This window comes from Quyinboa mangrovi (assembly GCF_042219825.1).
In the GTDB taxonomy this organism is placed as follows: Bacteria; Bacteroidota; Bacteroidia; order Bacteroidales; family UBA5342; genus JBHJHP01.
In genome coordinates, this window is sequence record NZ_JBHJHQ010000004.1 from 150,151 (window position 1) to 169,257 (window position 19,107).

8 protein-coding genes are annotated in these 19,107 nt (G+C 40.5%); 1 reads left to right on the top strand and 7 read right to left on the bottom strand.

The window, feature by feature from the left end; all coding sequences use genetic code 11:
- The first annotated feature begins 126 nt into the window (after positions 1-126).
- Positions 127-2,328: a CotH kinase family protein gene (locus ACE1ET_RS09465; RefSeq protein ID WP_375728152.1), complete on the top strand. Its 2,202-nt coding sequence runs from the start codon at positions 127-129 to the stop codon at positions 2,326-2,328.
- Positions 2,329-2,398: 70 nt separating this feature from the next.
- On the opposite strand, the gene ACE1ET_RS09470 is transcribed toward ACE1ET_RS09465, so the two are convergent.
- From ACE1ET_RS09470 to ACE1ET_RS09500, 7 genes are all read right to left on the bottom strand, one after another.
- Complete coding sequence (locus ACE1ET_RS09470; RefSeq protein ID WP_375728153.1) at positions 2,399-3,721, bottom strand: SPFH domain-containing protein; 1,323 nt, start codon at positions 3,719-3,721, stop codon at positions 2,399-2,401.
- 235 nt (positions 3,722-3,956) lie between these two features.
- Complete coding sequence (locus ACE1ET_RS09475; protein ID WP_375728154.1) at positions 3,957-5,540, bottom strand: arylsulfatase; 1,584 nt, start codon at positions 5,538-5,540, stop codon at positions 3,957-3,959.
- A gap of 736 nt (positions 5,541-6,276) precedes the next feature.
- A complete protein-coding gene (locus tag ACE1ET_RS09480) occupies positions 6,277-7,005 on the bottom strand; it encodes a hypothetical protein (RefSeq protein WP_375728155.1) in 729 nt (242 codons plus the stop codon).
- A gap of 75 nt (positions 7,006-7,080) precedes the next feature.
- On the bottom strand, positions 7,081-8,190 hold the full coding sequence (locus ACE1ET_RS09485; protein ID WP_375728156.1) for a PrsW family intramembrane metalloprotease: 1,110 nt from the start codon (positions 8,188-8,190) through the stop codon (positions 7,081-7,083).
- A gap of 154 nt (positions 8,191-8,344) precedes the next feature.
- Entirely contained in the window at positions 8,345-10,363 is a 2,019-nt protein-coding gene (locus ACE1ET_RS09490; RefSeq protein WP_375728157.1) for a fibronectin type III domain-containing protein, read from the bottom strand.
- A 23-nt stretch (positions 10,364-10,386) separates the two neighbouring features.
- Complete coding sequence (locus ACE1ET_RS09495; RefSeq protein WP_375728158.1) at positions 10,387-17,274, bottom strand: hypothetical protein; 6,888 nt, start codon at positions 17,272-17,274, stop codon at positions 10,387-10,389.
- Positions 17,258-18,958 carry a hypothetical protein gene (locus ACE1ET_RS09500; RefSeq protein ID WP_375728159.1) on the bottom strand — a complete coding sequence of 567 codons (1,701 nt, stop codon included), beginning with the start codon at positions 18,956-18,958 and terminating at the stop codon, positions 17,258-17,260. Before ACE1ET_RS09500 ends, ACE1ET_RS09495 begins: the two co-directional genes overlap by 17 nt.
- Positions 18,959-19,107: the final 149 nt, after the last annotated feature.

Consider the following 19,107-nt stretch of genomic DNA (forward strand, 5'->3'; position numbering starts at 1 on the left):
AAAACCATATAATAACTTTAATTTCAGGTTGTAAGGTGTTATATTTGTCAGTGATAAGGTAATTGTGTTTGGTAGAGAATCTTCTTTCCTGCACGCACATTGGAAAAAATCTCAATAAGGTTGGTGATGAAAAAATACGTATTGATATTCACTGTAATTCTGTTTTCTGCCATTTTTAAAATATCTGCTCAAACGCACTGGGAAAGTATTGTGACCGAGTCGGATGAATTTAAATACCTGGTACCACAAACAGAGCCATCTGCAGACTGGATACAGTCTGACTTTGATGATTCTTCATGGAGCAGCGGGCAAGGCGGTTTCGGATTTGGTGATAATGATGATAATACCATTGTGGAAACCGGTTCATCGCTATATCTCAGGAAAAAATTCACAATGCCCTCTTCGGCGGTATTATTTACACTATACCTTGATATTGATTATGATGATGCGTATGTGGCCTATCTGAATGGGGTGGAAATTGCACGCTCTTCAAATTTGCCGGCTGGAACACCTGGGCTTACCGCAAGCCTGACAACCGATCACGAAGCAATGCTGTATTCCGGTGGAATGCCGGAAAGGGTTATGCTGAATCCTGATATTTTGCTGGATGGTGATAATATTCTTGCGGTTCATATTTTAAACTGGAGTACAACATCCTCGGACTTATCGGCCAGGGTGTTCCTGAATGCTGAGATTAATGGTGAGGATATTTTATTTCACCCGGTTCCTGATTGGTTTGAGTTGCCCGCAGAACAGGAGCTCAGCAATCTGCCGCTTATAAAATTCGATACACAGGGGCAGGCCATACCGGATGAACCTAAAATCATGGCAAAAATGCAGGTATTTAACAGTCCTAAAGGAGTGAATAGTTTTAAAGATACGGTGTATGAATACAATGGCTGGGTTGGGATTGAAATTCGGGGAAATACGGCTCAGATGTTCCCCAAAAAGAGTTATACCGTTGAAACCCGTCTTGAAGATGGCTCAAATAATAATGTGGAATTGCTCGGGATGCCAAAAGAAAATGACTGGGTTCTTCATGGTCCTTATTCAGATAAAACATTAATGCGTAATGTGCTGGCTTATCATATCGGAAACAGAATGGGAAAATGGAATCCTCATACACGGTTTGTGGAGGTAATGATCAATGGAGAGTATCGTGGTGTATATGTATTTGAGGAAAAGATAAAAATTGATAAAAACAGGGTGAATATCGCAACCCTGAAACCGGAAGATATTACAGGCGATCAGCTGACAGGGGGTTATATCATGAGTATTGACAGGGAACAGGTTGGCAGTTTTGATTCTCCTTATATAGGCAGAACCGGAACTTATCCGGTCACTTTTTCCTATGTTGATCCCAAATATGACGAACTAAACGATACACAGCGGAATTACATCAAAAACTATATTTTTAGTTTTGAGGATGCACTGAAAAGTGATGATTTTAAAGATCCCGAAATTGGTTATCGCCATTATATAGATGTTGTGTCGTTTATCGATTATTTTATTATTACAGAGCTTAGTAAGGATATTGACGGATATCGCGTAAGCGTCTATTTCCATAAAGATAAAGACAGCAAGGGAGGTAAACTGACCTTGTCTCCATTTTGGGACTACAATCTCTGTTTTGGGAATGCGAACTTCTTAGGAGGTGATATTACTACCGGCTGGATGAAAGATGATAAACCGAACGGTATAGGTTCGGGTGATTTTGGGAATGAGATTCCCTTCTGGTGGGATCGGTTCAGGGAGGATCCGTTTTTTGAAACCGTGCTGAAATTCAGATGGGAAAAACTGAGGGAAGGTGTGCTAAGTAAAGACTCGTTGAATAATTTTGTTGATTCATGTGCCTTTGTGTTACGCGATGCCCAGGAGAGAAACTTCGATAAATTCAACATCCTGAGCACTTACGAATGGCCAAATCCTTATGTTGGAGGAACCTATGCAAATGAAATAGGTCATCTTAAATCGTGGATTAGCCAGCGCATTGACTGGCTGGATGCGCAGATTGGTGCTATTGAAGAAGCATTCCCAAATGGTATTGAAGAACAGTATGTCCCACAAAATAGTGTGGCTGTTTATCCGAATCCTTTTAATGACAGATTTACTATTTCATTTGACTTACAGTCAGGCGATGATGATGTTGTTGTTGTCATCAGGAATGTGCTTGGTCAGGTCGTCTTAGAACAACGCAGATTCTGTACTTCCGGGAAAAATACATTTGAATTTTCCACTGAGAGTATGGGATCAGACGGTAATATTTTCTTTTATTCTATCAGGGTAGGAGACAGGATGTTTAAAACAGGAAAATTAATAAGGCAATAAAAAACCGGACAGATTTGTTTTTGATAACAACAAACTGTCCGGCCTAAACTATTCTGTAATTTTTATACTCTTATCTTTTAGTTGTTTGCAACTGCTTTGCCATGGCTGCACCAATCAAACTTTCCAGTGGTGTGCCGCCTTTTGCATCACCGGCCATTATCATGGTTTCAGGAAATTTAATTTTTGCAATTTCTGCTGCTACTTTTACATCCCTGTCCAGTTCCATTTGTAATTTTACTTCAGGTGTAATACCGGCACTCACTTTTCTTGAGATTTCATAGGCTTCAGCATCTGCTTTTACCTTAATTTTCTGCGAAGCAAGTTTCTCTGTTTCAAGCTGAATGGCAGCCAGTTTTTTGTTGGTTTCTTCCTGCTTCAGTTTTGTTTCAATGGCAATCAACGTTTTAACCTGCTCTTTCTCCTGTTTTACCCTCTCTTCGGCCTTATCTCTTTCACCTTCCGCAATAATTCTTGCCTGGGCATCTTTGGCTGTCTTAATCTTCTGTTGTTCCAGCTGTCTTTTTGCTGATTCGTCTCTTTGAGCTTCCAGTCTTTGTTTAAATGTCGTTTCCAGGAAGATATCATCCACAATAACCTGGGATACAATAATTCCGTTTTTGGTAATTTCGTTTGGGATCCTTTCCGGCACGCCATTTTTTAAAACTTTTTTTACGGTGTAATTTGTTTTGATGCCCTGAATTGATCTTTTATCCTGAGGTTTGTCTATATCGGCATAAATGGTATCGTACGATGTAATTTTATTTACTTTATAGGAACCGCCACTAAGCTGTTCTTCAAATGTGGTTCTGAAGTTCTGGGCTTCACCCGATATGTAATCCTGGGCTGCAAACATATAACCGGTATTCGACATTACCTCTTTTACAGTAGGAATCAATGTAGTTTGTATAAGATTGTCCAGACTTTTAAATTCAACGGCCAATGATATAAACTGTTCTGCTGATTTAGGTAACTGAAATCTTGCAGATACTTTAGCTGTTGCTGTAACCTGGTCAATAAATCTTATAGGAATGGGTTGCATAATGCCTTCGATGGCATCAATGTCTTTCATGTCCGATTTCTCATCTACTACTTTAACATCAATGTATTTATCCCATCTGTCTATTTTTGCAAATCCTCTCCACTTAATTCCTTGTTCCATTTCGGCATTCATTTTGCCACTCGGATAGACAAGTAAATAGTTGTATCCTCTGTCTGCAAAAAAGAAAAGGGACTTTAGCAACATTAAAAAAATTCCTACAACGATAAGAAAATAAGCAGGACCTTTCCGGATGCCTTTTAACAATTTTGGAAATTTTTCCTGCTTTTCAAGCTTTGAAAGTATAAGGGCTGCAATACCGGCAACCAATACAATAAATCCTAAAAATGTGATCATAGTAAGTTAAATTGGTTATTTAAAATATTTAGTTGTTAATTCTCCTCAGGTAGCTTTTTATTCAACAAAACAATTTCTTCAGGCACTAAAATAATTCAAAATTCAACTTGAAATAAGCTAAGAGGATAATTTATTCCGGTTTTAAATAAGAACCAGAATTGTCAGAACCTTCATTTTGACCTAAAGACATTCAGAAAGGACTCAATGATGGCTTTAATTAGGATGAACAGGTAAATTAGTTGCTTTCTGCTCTTTTGGGTAATACATTATGGCTGTAAGCCCATTCGTTCCATTTGGCACTGAGTTCTTCGATGAGTTCAGGATTTTCTTCAGCAACATTCTTTGATTCAATGCGATCATTAGCTATGTTAAACAGTTGCCATTTCTCATCCTTGAGATTCTTTATAGCTTTCCAGTCTCCCTTGCGGACGGCAAAATGACCCTCGTGTTCCCAGAACATATACGCATGCTTTTTGCCTTTTCCTTTTATGATGGCTTTAACCAGACTGATGCCTTCATTTGGATAAATTTCCTTTCCATTATATTCAACAGGATATTTGGAATTTGTCAGATCCAGAACAGTTGGCATAATATCAATCAGGTAGCCTTTGGTGTTCACAATATTACCCGCATTGTGTTTAGCCTTTTCCGGCCAATGTACAATAAAAGGTGTTGAAATACCGCCTTCATGAACGAGTGTTTTATATTTATTTAGAGGAGTGTTGCAGGCATTTGCCCAGCCTATCCCAATAGAGCTGAACAACCACACATCCGGATCATTAATTTTCGAAATATCCATTCCTCCGAATTCATTCCATGGTTCGGGGCAGGCTCCGTTATCTGACATAAATATGATTACTGTATTCTCTATCCGGTCCGTTTCTTTTAGATACGAAACAAGTTTCCCAACATTGTAGTCCAGACAATACACCTGGGCAGCATAAGTAGCCATCCGGTAGTCTGATTCATCTTTTTGTTTCTCATCTACATCCACCCAGGGCCGGACCCGTCGATCCCGCTTTGACAAAGTGGCTTCTTCGTTGAAAATGCCAAGTTCCTTCTGTTTGCTTAAGCGGTTTTCGCGCATCTTATCCCAACCAAGCGTTTTATATTTTCCCCGGAATTTTTCAATGTCTTCTTCTTTTGCCTGTAATGGCCAGTGAGGTGCGTTAAATGCCAGGTAGAGAAAAAAGGGATCCTTAACCGGATTTGATTTTATGAATGCGATGGCACTGTCTGTAAAGGCATCAGTTGTATAATACGGTTGATCCGGTGCGGGCAGTTTCTGATCCTGATATGTTAGTCCTCTTGATCCGGATGGTTTCAGGTAGCTGCTGGCTCCGGCAATGATGCCATAATATTTTTCAAAGCCACGTTGAAGTGGACGATTTTCAGGCTCAAAATAGCCTAAATGCCATTTTCCGGTCATGTAGGTATGATAACCGTTTTGTTGCAGCACCTGTGCCATGGTTACACAATTCTGGTTCAGATGTCCCTGATACCCGTCTGTTCCCCATTTTTCTGCATCCGGGGTTTCCGGCGATTCAGTCATGTGACCAATACCTGTTTGGTGAGGATAAAGACCTGTCATTAAACTAGCCCGCGTCGGGCAGCATCTTGCTGTGTTATAAAATTGGGTAAACCGGACACCATTTTCTGCCAGCGCATCAATATTTGGCGTTGGAATTTCACTGCCATAACAGCCTATGTCTGAAAAACCCATATCATCGGCAAGGATGATAATTACATTAGGTTTTTGTCCTGAGATGGTCATAATGCCCGTTGCTGCTGCGATAGAAAGTGCCAGTTTTCTAACCATGTTGATTAATTGTAAGAGGTTTAAATTTAATACAATGGACCTTGTATTTTTACTCAGTAATGGGTAAGACTTTAGAAAGGGAAAATGAAAAGACAGAGTTATCTGTCCATATGGAATACTACTTTATTCAAAATCACAAGTATGTAAAAAATTATGAGGCTGTCCAAAAAGTGATAACAGAATTTTCTTTCCATACGGATTGTAAGTAGTTTTTACAAAATTACCCCTAAATCCCCAGAAGGGGACATAAAGCCTTCCGTCAGCTGACGGAGAGGTTTGGAGGGGTAAAATAAAGATTGCTTACAATTTATAAGTTCAAAATGTTTTTGTTTGTCATTTGGGACAGCCTACTTTGGAAGGAAAGTGGAAGATTATGAGTTTTGCAATCCTGAAAGCATGGATACAATGCAACGGAATTTTATTATATTGAAATACATTCTTAAAAGGGTTAAATCTTCAATCACCTTAGGGGCATAATTTATATACTCCAGCACATAATTCAGAAACATATTTGCCAATATTTTTCTCATTTTTGATCATTATATGTATAACAGAATCCCTCATTTTCCATTCTGAACACTTTGGAAGAACAGTCATCAATCAGAACAATTTCTGCCGGAGCGGAGAGTTGATTGATCTGATCCGAATGGTGCATTTACAAGATCACATTATAATTAAATATGGGAATGCAGATTGGATGCATACGCCAAATTGAACGTGCAATTTCAAGAATAATTTAAAATGTATAGTTATACGAAATTCCCAATCCTCCAACGTAACCATACGATTTAAAAACTTCATCCCATAAAAGTGTATTTAACCGTGCATTTATTTTATCAGCGGTTTTTTCATTTATAGTCAGTACCGATTGGGTAGATATATATTTATACGCAGATAGTTCAATTTTGATGCAATGGTTATTGGCCTCTCCCAAATACAGTTTCCTCCCAATGCGTAATCCCATGCCATACATGTTCATCCCCAGCTTTGCGTTTGTTTCTGTAAAAGTAAAAGGAAAATAGGAGATGAATTTTAAACCGGTAACGGATTCAATCAAATCTACAGGAGTGTCTGATGCGGTGAGTTTGTCATATCTGAATTCCGGTCCGGCATACCAGCTTTTCCCTCTTCCAAAATTATAATGGACACCAACGGTGTTCATCCACCCAAAATCGTATGCGGAATTGAGGATATCGATATAAATCCCTTTTATTCCAAGGTTGTCCAGTTCATTAATGATGATATCGGAATACGGTGGAACAAGGAAGCCTGTCTTTAAAGAAAATTCAAAGTTCTGGATCTGATAGTTCAATCCTGCATAATGCTGGTATGGAAAATCTGTTCCTATTGAAAGACTTGTTTTTTGGGCACTCAGAATATTGGTGTAAAGTATCAGATTTAAGGAAACCAATAGGATAACGATAGTCCGGTTCTTTATCCTTAGAGCCCTGGATTGTTTTTTCATGGTAAATTGAGTTTTGATTTTTCTAATTTGCAAGTTTATGAATTTAAAACTCAAATAAACCTCTAAAGTTCAATCTCAGGTAATTGTTGGTTTAAAAGTTGTATCGGGTTTTAACTCCGTGGCTCTTAGTCCGATACTTTTAAGAATTAAACCTATGACAGGTTTGTTCAGTAGATTTTCTCTGTCTGTGGTATTTGTTTGTTCCAGCCATTCCCCCAATGAATCTATATCAGAGCTTAATATTTTTTTCCGGGTGTCATATGCAATTGTCTTTTTGTCGTCCATGTAAACTATGATATCCTTTTTTCTGAGCCTTCTTATAAAGCTTTTGATCCTGAGAATTGGTCTGGAATATGCAAACAAATGCTTTACATTTTTTTCGTTAAATGCATATTCTCCACATTCACTGCAAACCGAGGTTTCTATTCTGTGAAATTTAAGTGTTTTATTTTTAAAATCCTTATGGCACGAAGCACAATACTGCACATGAGTTTCACCGGTTTCGGTAAACAGACCGGCGACTATTTTCTCTCTGAATTCAGAGAACCCAAGTGCTGCTTTTAACACCCTGAACTGCAGAATGATCAGTAGGATGAAAATAAATATAAAGAGGAAGTTCAATTCTTTGTGAAACAATACACCATCATAAAAACCGTGAGCTATGGCTGCAATAAGAATGGAAATTAAAATACCGGAATAATTTTTTCGGATCCTTTTATGAATATAGAACGCAATACCCATATACCCTGAAAACGAAATGTGACCGATGACTGCAGATATGGATCTTTGAAATAAAATAAGATAATGGTTTTCATAGCTAAATGCATAAAAGATATTTTCAATAACTGCAAACCCGAGGGATATTGCCGTGATGTATATGAGTCCGTCCACGATTTCGTTAAAATCTTTTTTTATAAATGAATACACGATAAGAAGTGCAATAAACTTTGATAATTCTTCAATGATCCCAACTTTGATGATCGCATCCAGAAAATTATACTTTACAGGGGTAAAGCTGTAGAAGACCGTCGATGTAATAATGGCGATAATTCCTCCGGTTGCCATAACCAGAAGAAGTTTAAAGAAAGGCTCTTTTTCATACATATCATAGCTTCTGACTCTGAGCAGGTAAGCAATTCCAATGAGTATTGCCAGAAAAATAATGGTGATGGACTGAAGATTCATTACAGGTAAAGTTAATCCTGGTTAAAGGCTCAAGATATTTATTTTTTATGAATCCGCTGCATTTTAGTGGAGGTTTAAAACGAGTTTTTATACCTCTGTTTTTTAAAAACAGTGAATAAGAAACCTAATAGATGTAATTTTTCAGTTAGGTCATTTACATATCCAATGTAACAATCCTGCTTTGATTACTCTCCCTGCCGTACTTGTCGACAGCTGTGATGAAATAAAAATAAAGCACACCTTGTTTTACATTCTTATCCATAAAACTCAGCGTTTTGGAATCTGTCACTTCCAGCATAAAAGGTTCGGTATTTGACTCATACCTGTAAATGCGGTAGTGCTCAATGTCAGGATTGTAAACTGCCCCCCATGAAATTAAAATGGCATTATCACGGGTTTGCAATTCCGGCATGGATGGAATTCCCGGTTTTATATCCCGGAATGTTTTTGTGGCTGTATTACTGAATGAACTGTAGGCACCGAAAAGGTTGAACGCCTTAACCGCATAAGTATATGGTTGACCCGGAATGACGGTTGTATCCATATAATAGTTCATTACGGTTCCTGGAGACTGTTTGTAAATCAGTTTAAAGTCTTTGTTTGACGTGTCTTTTCTGAAGACCTCATAGCCGCCAAGCGCATTTTCACGCTGTGTAAGATCTTCCCAGCTGAGTGATATGCCATTTTTCATTTCACTTAACATCAATCTTCCCGGATTGGCTATGTGTGTCGGAAGGCCCGGACGGACCATGATTTTTTCAGTAAATTCGCTGGTTAAATATACATCGTTTACACTTTTTACCGCATAGGTATAACTAAACTTCCCGGAAAGTGACCTGCTGCTGTCAATGTAAGTTGTGAATGAATCAGTTTTTAAAACCAGATCTGATATTTGTTGCAGGGTATCCATATACCCTGATGCGCGATACACATAAAATCCACTCACATTTTCTTCATTGCTGGTGAAGAATAATTTAACGCCTTTGCCTTCTGGTTCTCCATAAAAAATTTGGGGAGGTAAAGGTATGTCGGAACCATTGTAAAGACCCGAAAACCTGATTCCGGGATGACTTTCGCCAATGGCGGTATTTACAGTAAGATAATAGTAATAGTTTTCCATAGCCGTTGTCACATAATCCGTATAACCGGTGTCCTGCACCGGTATTTCGGCTAGTCTTTCGTAGTTTCCATCGTAATCCTGACTTCTGTAAATGCAGATACTTCTGGCTAAAGGAACCGGATCGAGTTCCCAGCTCAGCCGTATGCCATATCCCTTTTTCAGGGAAACAGCCTCTAATTTCCGAAAGCTGATATCCGGTACTTTCTGAAAACTGTTGGCTATGACCGGCTTGCAACTTTTTCCCGTATTCCCGAATAGATCCACCGGTGCAACCGTATATTCATACATCGAATTGGGTACAATGCTTGTGTCAGTGAGTGTAACAAAAACGGTATCACCTTCTATGTTGCTTATTTCGGTTGTGCCCTGAACGGGAATAAAGTCACCCTTTCCGTATATTCGCCTGAACGTGTTGAGTTTGGCCATCTCGTTTTTATGTTGATCACGAAAAAAGTACCAGCTTATCTCAATTCTGTCTTCTGTTTCGTTTACACCGTAATAGTTCAGGGAGACAAACTCCGGAACCTGTTTCGGATCAACAGAAGTACTGGTTTTAACATCGTCTGAGTTTCCGTTTGCATCCTCATAATGAACCCGGTAGCGGTATGATTTTCCTGGCTCAGTCTCAGTATCAAGAAATGCAACACCAAGGGTCAGCAATGCTGCCGGATAGACCTTGTACCTGAACATGGTGATGTCGCTGTGTGTATCGGGATAGTTGATGACGGAATCGCTGTAGACCAGTAGGACGTCAGAAAAAACCGGGAATAGTGAGATATTCTCACGAAGTTTATCGTTTAAGTCCTGTCTGTTGCCTGAAAGTTGTACTTCCCCAATTGTTGTAAATCTTTCTTCGGTTCCCGTACCACGTTCAACGATGTATTGCCCCTGAACCGGTATTTTATCGCCCAGAAAAATAAAATTTCCCTGTGGCGTTGGTGTGACAAAATCAGAGTCGGATTGTCCGTTCATGTACGAAAAGCTATTCATAATCAGCAGGACAAGCGTTAAAATAGAAACCTTCATTATTCTCAGCATTTTATAGTGTCTCATTTTCATGATGTTATATCGTTGAACTATTTGCAATTTCCCCTCTTCACATTATTACCGCTGCAGGAACCCCAGCCAAGGCTGTAGTCTGCCCCGGATCCTGAATTAAAACTGACATTGAGTTTAAGGGACTCTGAAATATCAATGTTCAGACAGGGATCGATACAGACTCCTACTCCAAACTTTTTGGCCCCTGTACACTGACTGACATGTGTATTTAGACTGATGCTGCCACAGCCGTTGATACCGAATGTGCCTGAGCCGGTGTCAAACCAGCCGTCGACACCCATTTCGGCAACAGTACAAAAACTCAGATCTGTACATAACATGGAACTGGCAGTAAAATATGCTTTGGCAAAAGCCATCACACCGGCTCCAAAGATCATATTATCATTAAAACTCATCCAGAGCCGTGCATCCAGTCCCGCTTTTGCGCCGAATGAAACAGATCCTACAAGTAATTCGAGATTGTATGACGGAATAGGTACCTGGATGGATTTCTGACCTGTGAAGAAGAAACCGTTCACACCATTTGCAAGGGTGGAAGGCAGATGTTTATTGTACGCATACTGCATCAGGTTATCCTCCATAAGTGAGGTAAATTCAGAATAACTGCCGATGATCATTCCAGCCTTGATGTTACCTATGGGTTCAGGAACTCCGAAATCACCACCGCCGGTAAAATACCATCCTTTGGAGTCTACCAGCATTTCAAAGTTGGCACTTTCAATCCCAAGTCCGCCAAACTTTTTACCTTTTACACTCAGACTTCCATGTAAGCGTGAAGCTTTAAAGTCATAGGTTATTTCGAGGTTGCCAAATGGAAGATCCATATTGCTGACACCCAGTTGCTGGTTGTCGGCTTTTACAGCTCCAAAAGCGGTAAAGGTAAGTCTTTTGTAGGCATCTGTTATTCCAGGTGTGCCTTCAAGATCTCCACTGAACGTAAAGTAACCCCAATCCGTATTTGCCGCATTGACGTGCATATTCCCCAATACATCTTCAAGACGGGTTGTATTACCGCTTCCTATGGCAAGCTGCTGACCGGGAATTACATCAACTTTTGTGGTCATCCCACTCTTTCTGTATATTTTGGCGTTGAGACTAAACAATTCTGGATCCGTGACTTTACCGTCTGAGATAAAGCCGTTTTCATCCAGGGTCTGATTATTGCCTGCAATGAATTGTACATGTCCTTTGCCTTCAAAATAGAACGGGATAGGGTGCAGGTTGAGTTTTATATCCGTTCCCGGTTTGGAAATATCCATGAGTGCTGTGTAACCGGTACTGAGTTTTGGAATACCCAGATTCGCCGTCCCGTTCAACTGAAAGAAATTATCATCTACGGCGATGCCGATAGGCGTAAACTTAAATACGTCATAAAAAATTACGGGATTCGTGGTCATACCGAAACCCAGCAGTTTTTCGCCGTTACTTAACAGTGCAATTGACTGTAAGGTAAACTTGTCATAAGCCTTCATGCCCGGAAGTCCGCTGAATGTTGCGGCTGGAGCGTCGTATTTCCCAATCAGACTCATGGCGTAGTGCCCGTTTTTATTCTGACCTACAGATGCGTCATACCCAAAATTAAAGTTAACGGTGTTGTTATCAATGTTCAGGGTGACAACCTTCGACAAGGTGAAATTATCAAGTACAGCGTGTCCGATATCCAGTTGCCCGGGTTGTATCAGCAGATCTTCAACCGGTATATCCAGAATCTCTGCATTAATAATACCCTTAGGTGCTGTTATTCCACCCGAGGTTGATGTGAAATACCATTTGTCAATTTTTAATTTCCATTTCTCAAGCGGTATTTCCAATGGTACGTCACTGCTTACAGGGAATATCTTATCATGGGTTATTTTTAATTCCCCGAGGGCAATGGTTGGATTTCCGGATAAAGGAAGATTCAGTTTCATGTTAAGTGGCAAACTGATATTGTCATCCAGAATAACGGATGTGGTATGATCCGCAGTGACATCAAATCCAAAAAGTTTAAATGCTAAATCCTTATTATCCGCAGTTGCTAAACGGAATCCTTTTTTCTCCGAAGCTGCCGCATATTTTGAACGGAACATCCTGATACTTTGTGAGGTCGATCCCGTGTTCCCCAACCATAAGTTTTCGGTAAAGTTTCCTTCAATGTCTCCCTGATCAAGGCTAAAGGATTGTTTCAGCAGTTTAACTTTTCCGTCAATATACCCCAATCCTGTATTATCGGAAGCTATTTTTACCAGATTTCCGCTTACCGGTTTGCCAACACACATAAATGTTTGATACAGGTTGGCATACAATTCAGGCATTTTAGTATTGACCTGTCCGACAACCGGTTTGGCATACGGAATATTCAGGCTGTCCATCCGTGTACCCGGTATGAGTTTTGTCCACCCGAATGGTAATATTTGCGGATCATTGCTAAAACTGAAATTATCGTTAGACGGGACAGCAATGAAATTTCCACGGACTTCAATCTGTGTAGGTGATATCTCTTTCAGTTCCATGATCTCCACCGGAATACCCATTATTTCGGTAATGTTCATGTTGTTGTAAACTTTCAGGTTAAAGTTAACGGAATCCGTATGTGGAATTCCAACCAGTTTATAATCGCCAACGGTGGTTACCAGTGCTGATGATTTTACAGCATTAACCTTAAGCTTATAATTGGAGTTGTCAGGAATAAATACTGAATTGTATTGCGCATTGATCTGGGCAGGAACCGATAATTCCATATAGTCATTGTTGCTGCTCTGTGGCTTCTCTTTATTAAAACTAACCTTTTTGGAATCAAGGTAATTCTGAAACGCGCTTTGTATTGAAATGATTTCACCTGACTTTTCAGGGAAAAGAGGAACCTTAAGACTGTAAAGCCCTTCTGCGTTTGTGTAAACCTGGTTCGGAATGCTGTTAGCCCCGTTTTCTACAAATACCCTCGCCTGGTTAACAGGGCTTTTGTTTTTACCCAGGGTTACCTTCCCATGAATACGGGTGGCTTCAGGTAGAATCTCCAGGTACGTTACATAATCTTTTGTACTGTTGTTGGAAAGATTTACTGTTTTTTGATATAACAACTCATCTTCGGGAGGAACTATTTTTACCTCGAAATTATCATCCAGGTTTTTAAATTCATATTCTATATAGCCATATTGGTTGGTCACTAATGTTGTGCCGAGTATGGTAACTTTGGATCCCGGAACCGCCTTCAGAAAGTTCGTCGATTTACCGGTTACATATATTCTCATCCTGTGTTTCAGACTATGAACTTTTAAAGGTTCAGGAAGGTAGGTGTCGTTGTTGTCTTTTACATTCAGTTGGAAGACTTCGGTTGAGTAGGCATTGGTTTTTAAGGGTTGAACCGTAACTTCATTAAAACCTGAAGGAAGATAGATCGCGAATTCTTCACTTTGATGGAACTGGAAGGTTCCATTGTTAACCGTCCCGGAGATAACTGTTTTTGTCTGGGTTTCCACCTCAACACCATTTGGCGTTTTTATCCTGGCTTTTACGGGATTTCCTTTTTCATCCGTCACCTGTCCGTAAACAATTCCTTTGGGTTGAAGTTTAATACTACTCAATAGATCTAACTGATCACCTCGTTTCAGAATTAAATCATCATTTGATGCAGGATTGGTATAACTGTTATAGCCTGTTTTAAATACGAACAAACGTCTTTCCGGCCCAATTAGGGCATTCGCTTCATTTTCCTGTATTGGAAGATTGTTATACTCAAAGTACCCGTCCGCATCCGACGTCCGGGATTCATAAATTATCGTGAATTCCGGTTCATTTATATTATCCGTTACAAAATCGGCGACCTGCTCAATCCAGTTATCGGATGGTTCTTTTTCTATTTTAAATTTCGACCGCAACACAATTCCTGCTCCGGGAATTGCCTGGTCATAAACCGCATCCTGAACCCTGCCAATTATTCTTGGATTGTTAGGGGTAAGATGAACCACAGAATTATATGCTTTAAGTGTATATTCACTGTTCGTAAGGTATTTGTCTGCAGGTACATCATGATTGATCTGATAGGCAGGCTTATAGGTATAAAATCCTTTATTATCATTGGTCTGAGCCCAGACATAATACCGGTCTGTATTCTTATCAGGACGGACCATTCTTCCAAACACAGTATAACCCTCTGCATTGGTAACTCCCTTTGAAATCACAGGGTATGTGCCAAATGAGGTTTGAACGGTTTCGTTTTTATTGGATTCGGCTGCTCCTTCGTCTTCAGGAATTTCATTATCACGGTCATAACGCCTCAATACGGTCACATTCACTCCGCCCATGGATTTTCCCTGTCCGGCGGCCTGGTTGGCAATACTGTTAACAGACAACACCTTTACCTTGAGGTTATAACTCTGAACATAGGACACCAGTGTTCCGATATCAACAGATGAATTGGGCTGAACCTTGATGTTGACATCAGGACTGCAGTAATACGGACTTTCAACTACTAATCGTAATACCCGGTGTAAACGTCCCTTAAAAAGGGTTATGGCTTGAGGAGGACTAAACTGATCCTGATTCGGTTTTAATACGGTAAACTCAAAATTGTCGGTAACAATACCGGTCTCATCGGTATGAACAAAGGTAAAGGAGAAAGAACCGTCGGCATTCGTTGTAGTGGTTGCCAGGGTTTTGTTCAGGTTAGGGAAGAAGGTATTTCCCGCCTCCTTTGCAAAACCGGGAATATCATCGTTGGTTATTATCATATTGCCGGCTTCATATGATGTATTCCCGAGTGTGGCATCTTCAAGTAAATACATTTCTTTAAGGCTTATTTTAATGCCTCCCAGCGGTTTGGAATCATAGGTGTTCAGATAACCGTCGGTATAAATGGCAGGATCAGTTGGAGGAAGACCCGGAATAAATACACCCGGTGTCTGGCTGTATTGCAGGTTGCTCTGATTGATCGTTTCAGAATAAGTAAGCGATGACGCATTATTTTGCCCGTAGATATCTTTGTAGTTGATGACTTCTTTTGAATCCGAAGGTATTGATGTTTTTTCTGCACTTTGTTGCTGTTTACCTGCTAAGACAGATGAGATATCAGCAGGTTGTGAAGTGCTCTGATCACCACCGCTTTGGATGTGCGGAACCAGTGAGTAGAATTTATAATTCAAGCGGCCGGAAACGGTGGCATATGGCACCTGTTGAAGATTGCCTGTAATGGGTTGTTTTTTCTTGACCTCAGGAACCTGATTCTGTGTTGCTATGATAATATCCGGATTAAAAAACAGTCCGTCACCAGGTTTCCCGTATATAAAGCTGCAGGGTTCACTGTGTCCGTTATTTTTGAATTTTGTTCCTGTTTCTTCGTCGTGTGCAATAACTTCCCAGGCATAATGTTTACCGGATTCCAGTAAGGGTTGTGCCGGTCCGTAAAAAAAGGATGTCCCGGTGACTTCTGTTTCAAAGAACGGTGGGGTGGGAGCGCTTTGTAGTGCCTTTCCCGGGGCTATATCAGGGGATAAAATCTCGGCAATCCGGAGGGTGTATTGTGTAAATGCCGGAGCACCGGGAGATGGTGTCCAGTTAAATACGATATTCTGTACCCCGTTATCCGCAATGGTATCTTCACATAAAGGGCTGACAAGCTGTGGCGGTTCGTGGTATGCAATCGTAAAGTAATTGCTGCATCCTGCCGGAAATGAGGACGATATCTGATTGCCCTCTTCATCATAAACATTGAAACAAACCCTGTAACTTCCCTCCGGCAGTCCTCTGGAACTTACTGCAGAGGCTGAAATTCCGGATAAAGTGAGGTTGTCCGGATCAAAATATTCATACAACTCACCGGACGTGAGTACTGCAGGTATGTTTGCCATAAGTTCTGTAAAAGAGGAGGGCATAAAATCCGGGCGTGTTGTGATCACAATACCATTGTCACCTTCCAGTTGCATGCGCAGTTTTACCAGTACATTTGAACCAGACTGGAGGGTTAACATGGTTTTTTCTCCTACAGATGCGAGTATGGGTGAAACCGGCGGCATCACCTGTGTAATTGCGGTGACATTGGGCGGTGTTATCGTAAAGCTTGTACAGCCAACCGGATCTTCACCGGTGGCAGGTTCACCAACATCATACCACAACCGGAAACAGAGGGAGTAATTTCCGGGAGGCAGACCACGCGTCATTGCCCGTTCAGAAGATATTCCTGAAAATGTAAGTGCTGTTTCTGAAAATAAGGTGTTCAGATCAGCCCCGGTAATGACTTTGGGTATAAACCTGTTCAGACTGAAATAATCCGGCGTATTTTCTGTGGATTGAACAGAGATGCCATTATCGCCGCTGATTGAAAGGGTAAGAAAACAGCGCTCAACTTCTGCATTGGCATTTAGCGTTACCATAATCTGATTCGTGATATCACTCAACGGTTTGTCATACGGTGCTGAAAAAGATGTCGTAATAGTTACGGTTCGTTCAGGAATGATAAATGTGGCGCATCCTGACGGTGGTTCTCCCGAAAGTGCCGGTCCGTCGTAAGTCCAGGCACGGAAGCAGAGCTGATAGGTGCCGGGAGGCAGACCGTTATCGTAAACACTTCTTGAATAATCGTTACTGAATTGCAGGTAACGTACAAAAAAAAGATTATCCAGGTCACCGTTCATCCCGTTCAGTGTGGAAGGGTAATAGGTGTCTGTTTTAACGGATGAGGTGATTCCGATGCCGTTTTCCTCTGATGTTAGGGACATGTCGATGAGACAATCGTTTGAACCGGCGGCGGTCAGATTAACCATGGTATGGGTCTTGATTTCCTCAATGGACATGTATGGTGAAAAAGGACCGGTCACTGTTGTGCTTACAGTTACCTGACCGTAGATTTGAGACACTGAAATAAGGATCCAGGTCAGTAGTAATGTGGTACGATAATTTATGTTGCCGAAAAATCTAAAAACTGTAAACATAATTCAGTTCTCCTTTTGTTTCTTTAAATGATCCTGATCCGGACTGTAACGCCTTGTTGTTATGAAAGTAAAGTCGTGCACTCAGACGCTGATTTTTTTTAATCCTGTAGGTCAGACGCGTATTGAAGGTTGAAATTCTGTTGTTCTTATTATCATCTATTTTAACCGTCATGACAGATTCTGACACGGACAGGTTCAGTTTACTTTTGGCAAAGGACCTGGAAAATGATATGGACGGACCATTATACACATTTTTCTGCAGGCTGTTGCTGAATGCCGTATGGATATAGTTAATGCCGGTGTTTATTCCTGTTTTTGTCAGTAAGAAGGTATAACCAAGGATAAAATTCGACGTGTTGAAATCTGTAAACGAGGAGGTGTTCACGTTATCATCGGTGAGTTGCTGGTAATTATAATTCATGAGAAATGTATGAACCATGGTTTCTTTTTGAAGCACATAATTTTGGGTGATCCCAAGATTCTTTGTCGACTGTGAAACCTCCAGCATGGTATCCAGGGGAGAAAATCCTGATTTCTGTCCTATGCCGTAATTGGAATAAAAGGCCGATACCGAATAGTTATTCACTGGTAAAGCCGAAATATTCAGGGAACTTATGGTTCTTCTTGTGGTCACTTTTTTAGTATCCTTCAGGTTGTCGTGCTGAAACCCGAAACTGGCAGATATATTCAGTTTATTGTTGAACAGCTTTACTTTAGGTTCCAGGGTTATATTCTGCAGGTCATTCAGAAAATAATAGGCTCCCATGCTTCTGAATCCCGGGTCAATCCGTTTAATCCGGAACTTTATTCCGTATTTTGCTTCCTGGTAGGACAGGGAGGTCTCAAAGGCCGAGCCAAATTCCGTGGTGGTTCTGTTGGAAAATAATCCCGATAATGAGTTCACAATAAAACCACCCGATGTATCTTTTATGGCTGTTCTGAAGTCAGCGGTGTAACTGCTCTGCGCATATTCCAGTTCAAAAAACAGATGATCGCTTATTTTTTGATGCGTGGTCAGACCTGCTACCATATTTTCCGATGGCAGAACATTGTAATTGGTTGGCACCGAATCCAGTGAGTTCAGTTTATCCGTAGCCCGTAAAAATAACAGATCCACAAAATTATCTTTGGTACCGTAGCCTGCTTTGATTATGGTGCCGTTTCGTTTAAAGGATGGCGTCTGTACTTTACTGTTAAGGTCATCATCCGGTTTTTGTTCAATGGCTTTTAACAAGCGTCCATGTATTACAGCCAGACGAAATTTTCCGGGGGTCAGCTCAAGGCCAGCTCCACTGATGGAATGGCCGGCAAGCGTATATTTTGACCAGTTCAGGCTTTGATAACCCAGATAAAGTTTCGCCCATTTATAATACGGGGTGATGCCAAACTGATTCAATGGTTGACGAAATTCCCTTTGTTTGTCTGTAAGGAGAAATGATACCGGAGCCGAAATGCCAAATGCCGAAATTTCAAAATTTCCTCTGAAGATGTATGAAAAAGGCTCATAGGAAGCTGTTTTGCCATCAACATTGTAAAGGATGGCCGAGGCACCAAGTGAACCTTTGATGTCTATCGGCTTTTCATTTTTTATATTCTGCAGGTCCTGAGCCTTTATAATCTGAATCGAATAAAAAAGGGCCAATAACAGCAGGCTGACCGGCAGCCTTAGGTTTTTAATCTTCATGTTATAAATAATTACAACATATCAGCATTAAATGCCGGATTTTAGGGGTATAGGTACAAGTAAATGGTTTTCAGAATGAAATCCCTTACGATCATACCAGCCACTTTCTGATATAAATGTATGACATTTTAACCAAATTTAATACTTAT

What these genes read in the sequence shown, in the direction of transcription:
- ACE1ET_RS09465 (WP_375728152.1), top strand. Translation starts at nt 127, where the DNA reads ATGAAAAAATACGTATTGATATTCACTGTAATTCTGTTTTCTGCCATT.
- ACE1ET_RS09470 (WP_375728153.1), bottom strand. Translation starts at nt 3,721, where the DNA reads ATGATCACATTTTTAGGATTTATTGTATTGGTTGCCGGTATTGCAGCC.
- ACE1ET_RS09475 (WP_375728154.1), bottom strand. Translation starts at nt 5,540, where the DNA reads ATGGTTAGAAAACTGGCACTTTCTATCGCAGCAGCAACGGGCATTATG.
- ACE1ET_RS09480 (WP_375728155.1), bottom strand. Translation starts at nt 7,005, where the DNA reads ATGAAAAAACAATCCAGGGCTCTAAGGATAAAGAACCGGACTATCGTT.
- ACE1ET_RS09485 (WP_375728156.1), bottom strand. Translation starts at nt 8,190, where the DNA reads ATGAATCTTCAGTCCATCACCATTATTTTTCTGGCAATACTCATTGGA.
- ACE1ET_RS09490 (WP_375728157.1), bottom strand. Translation starts at nt 10,363, where the DNA reads ATGAGACACTATAAAATGCTGAGAATAATGAAGGTTTCTATTTTAACG.
- ACE1ET_RS09495 (WP_375728158.1), bottom strand. Translation starts at nt 17,274, where the DNA reads ATGTTTACAGTTTTTAGATTTTTCGGCAACATAAATTATCGTACCACA.
- ACE1ET_RS09500 (WP_375728159.1), bottom strand. Translation starts at nt 18,958, where the DNA reads ATGAAGATTAAAAACCTAAGGCTGCCGGTCAGCCTGCTGTTATTGGCC.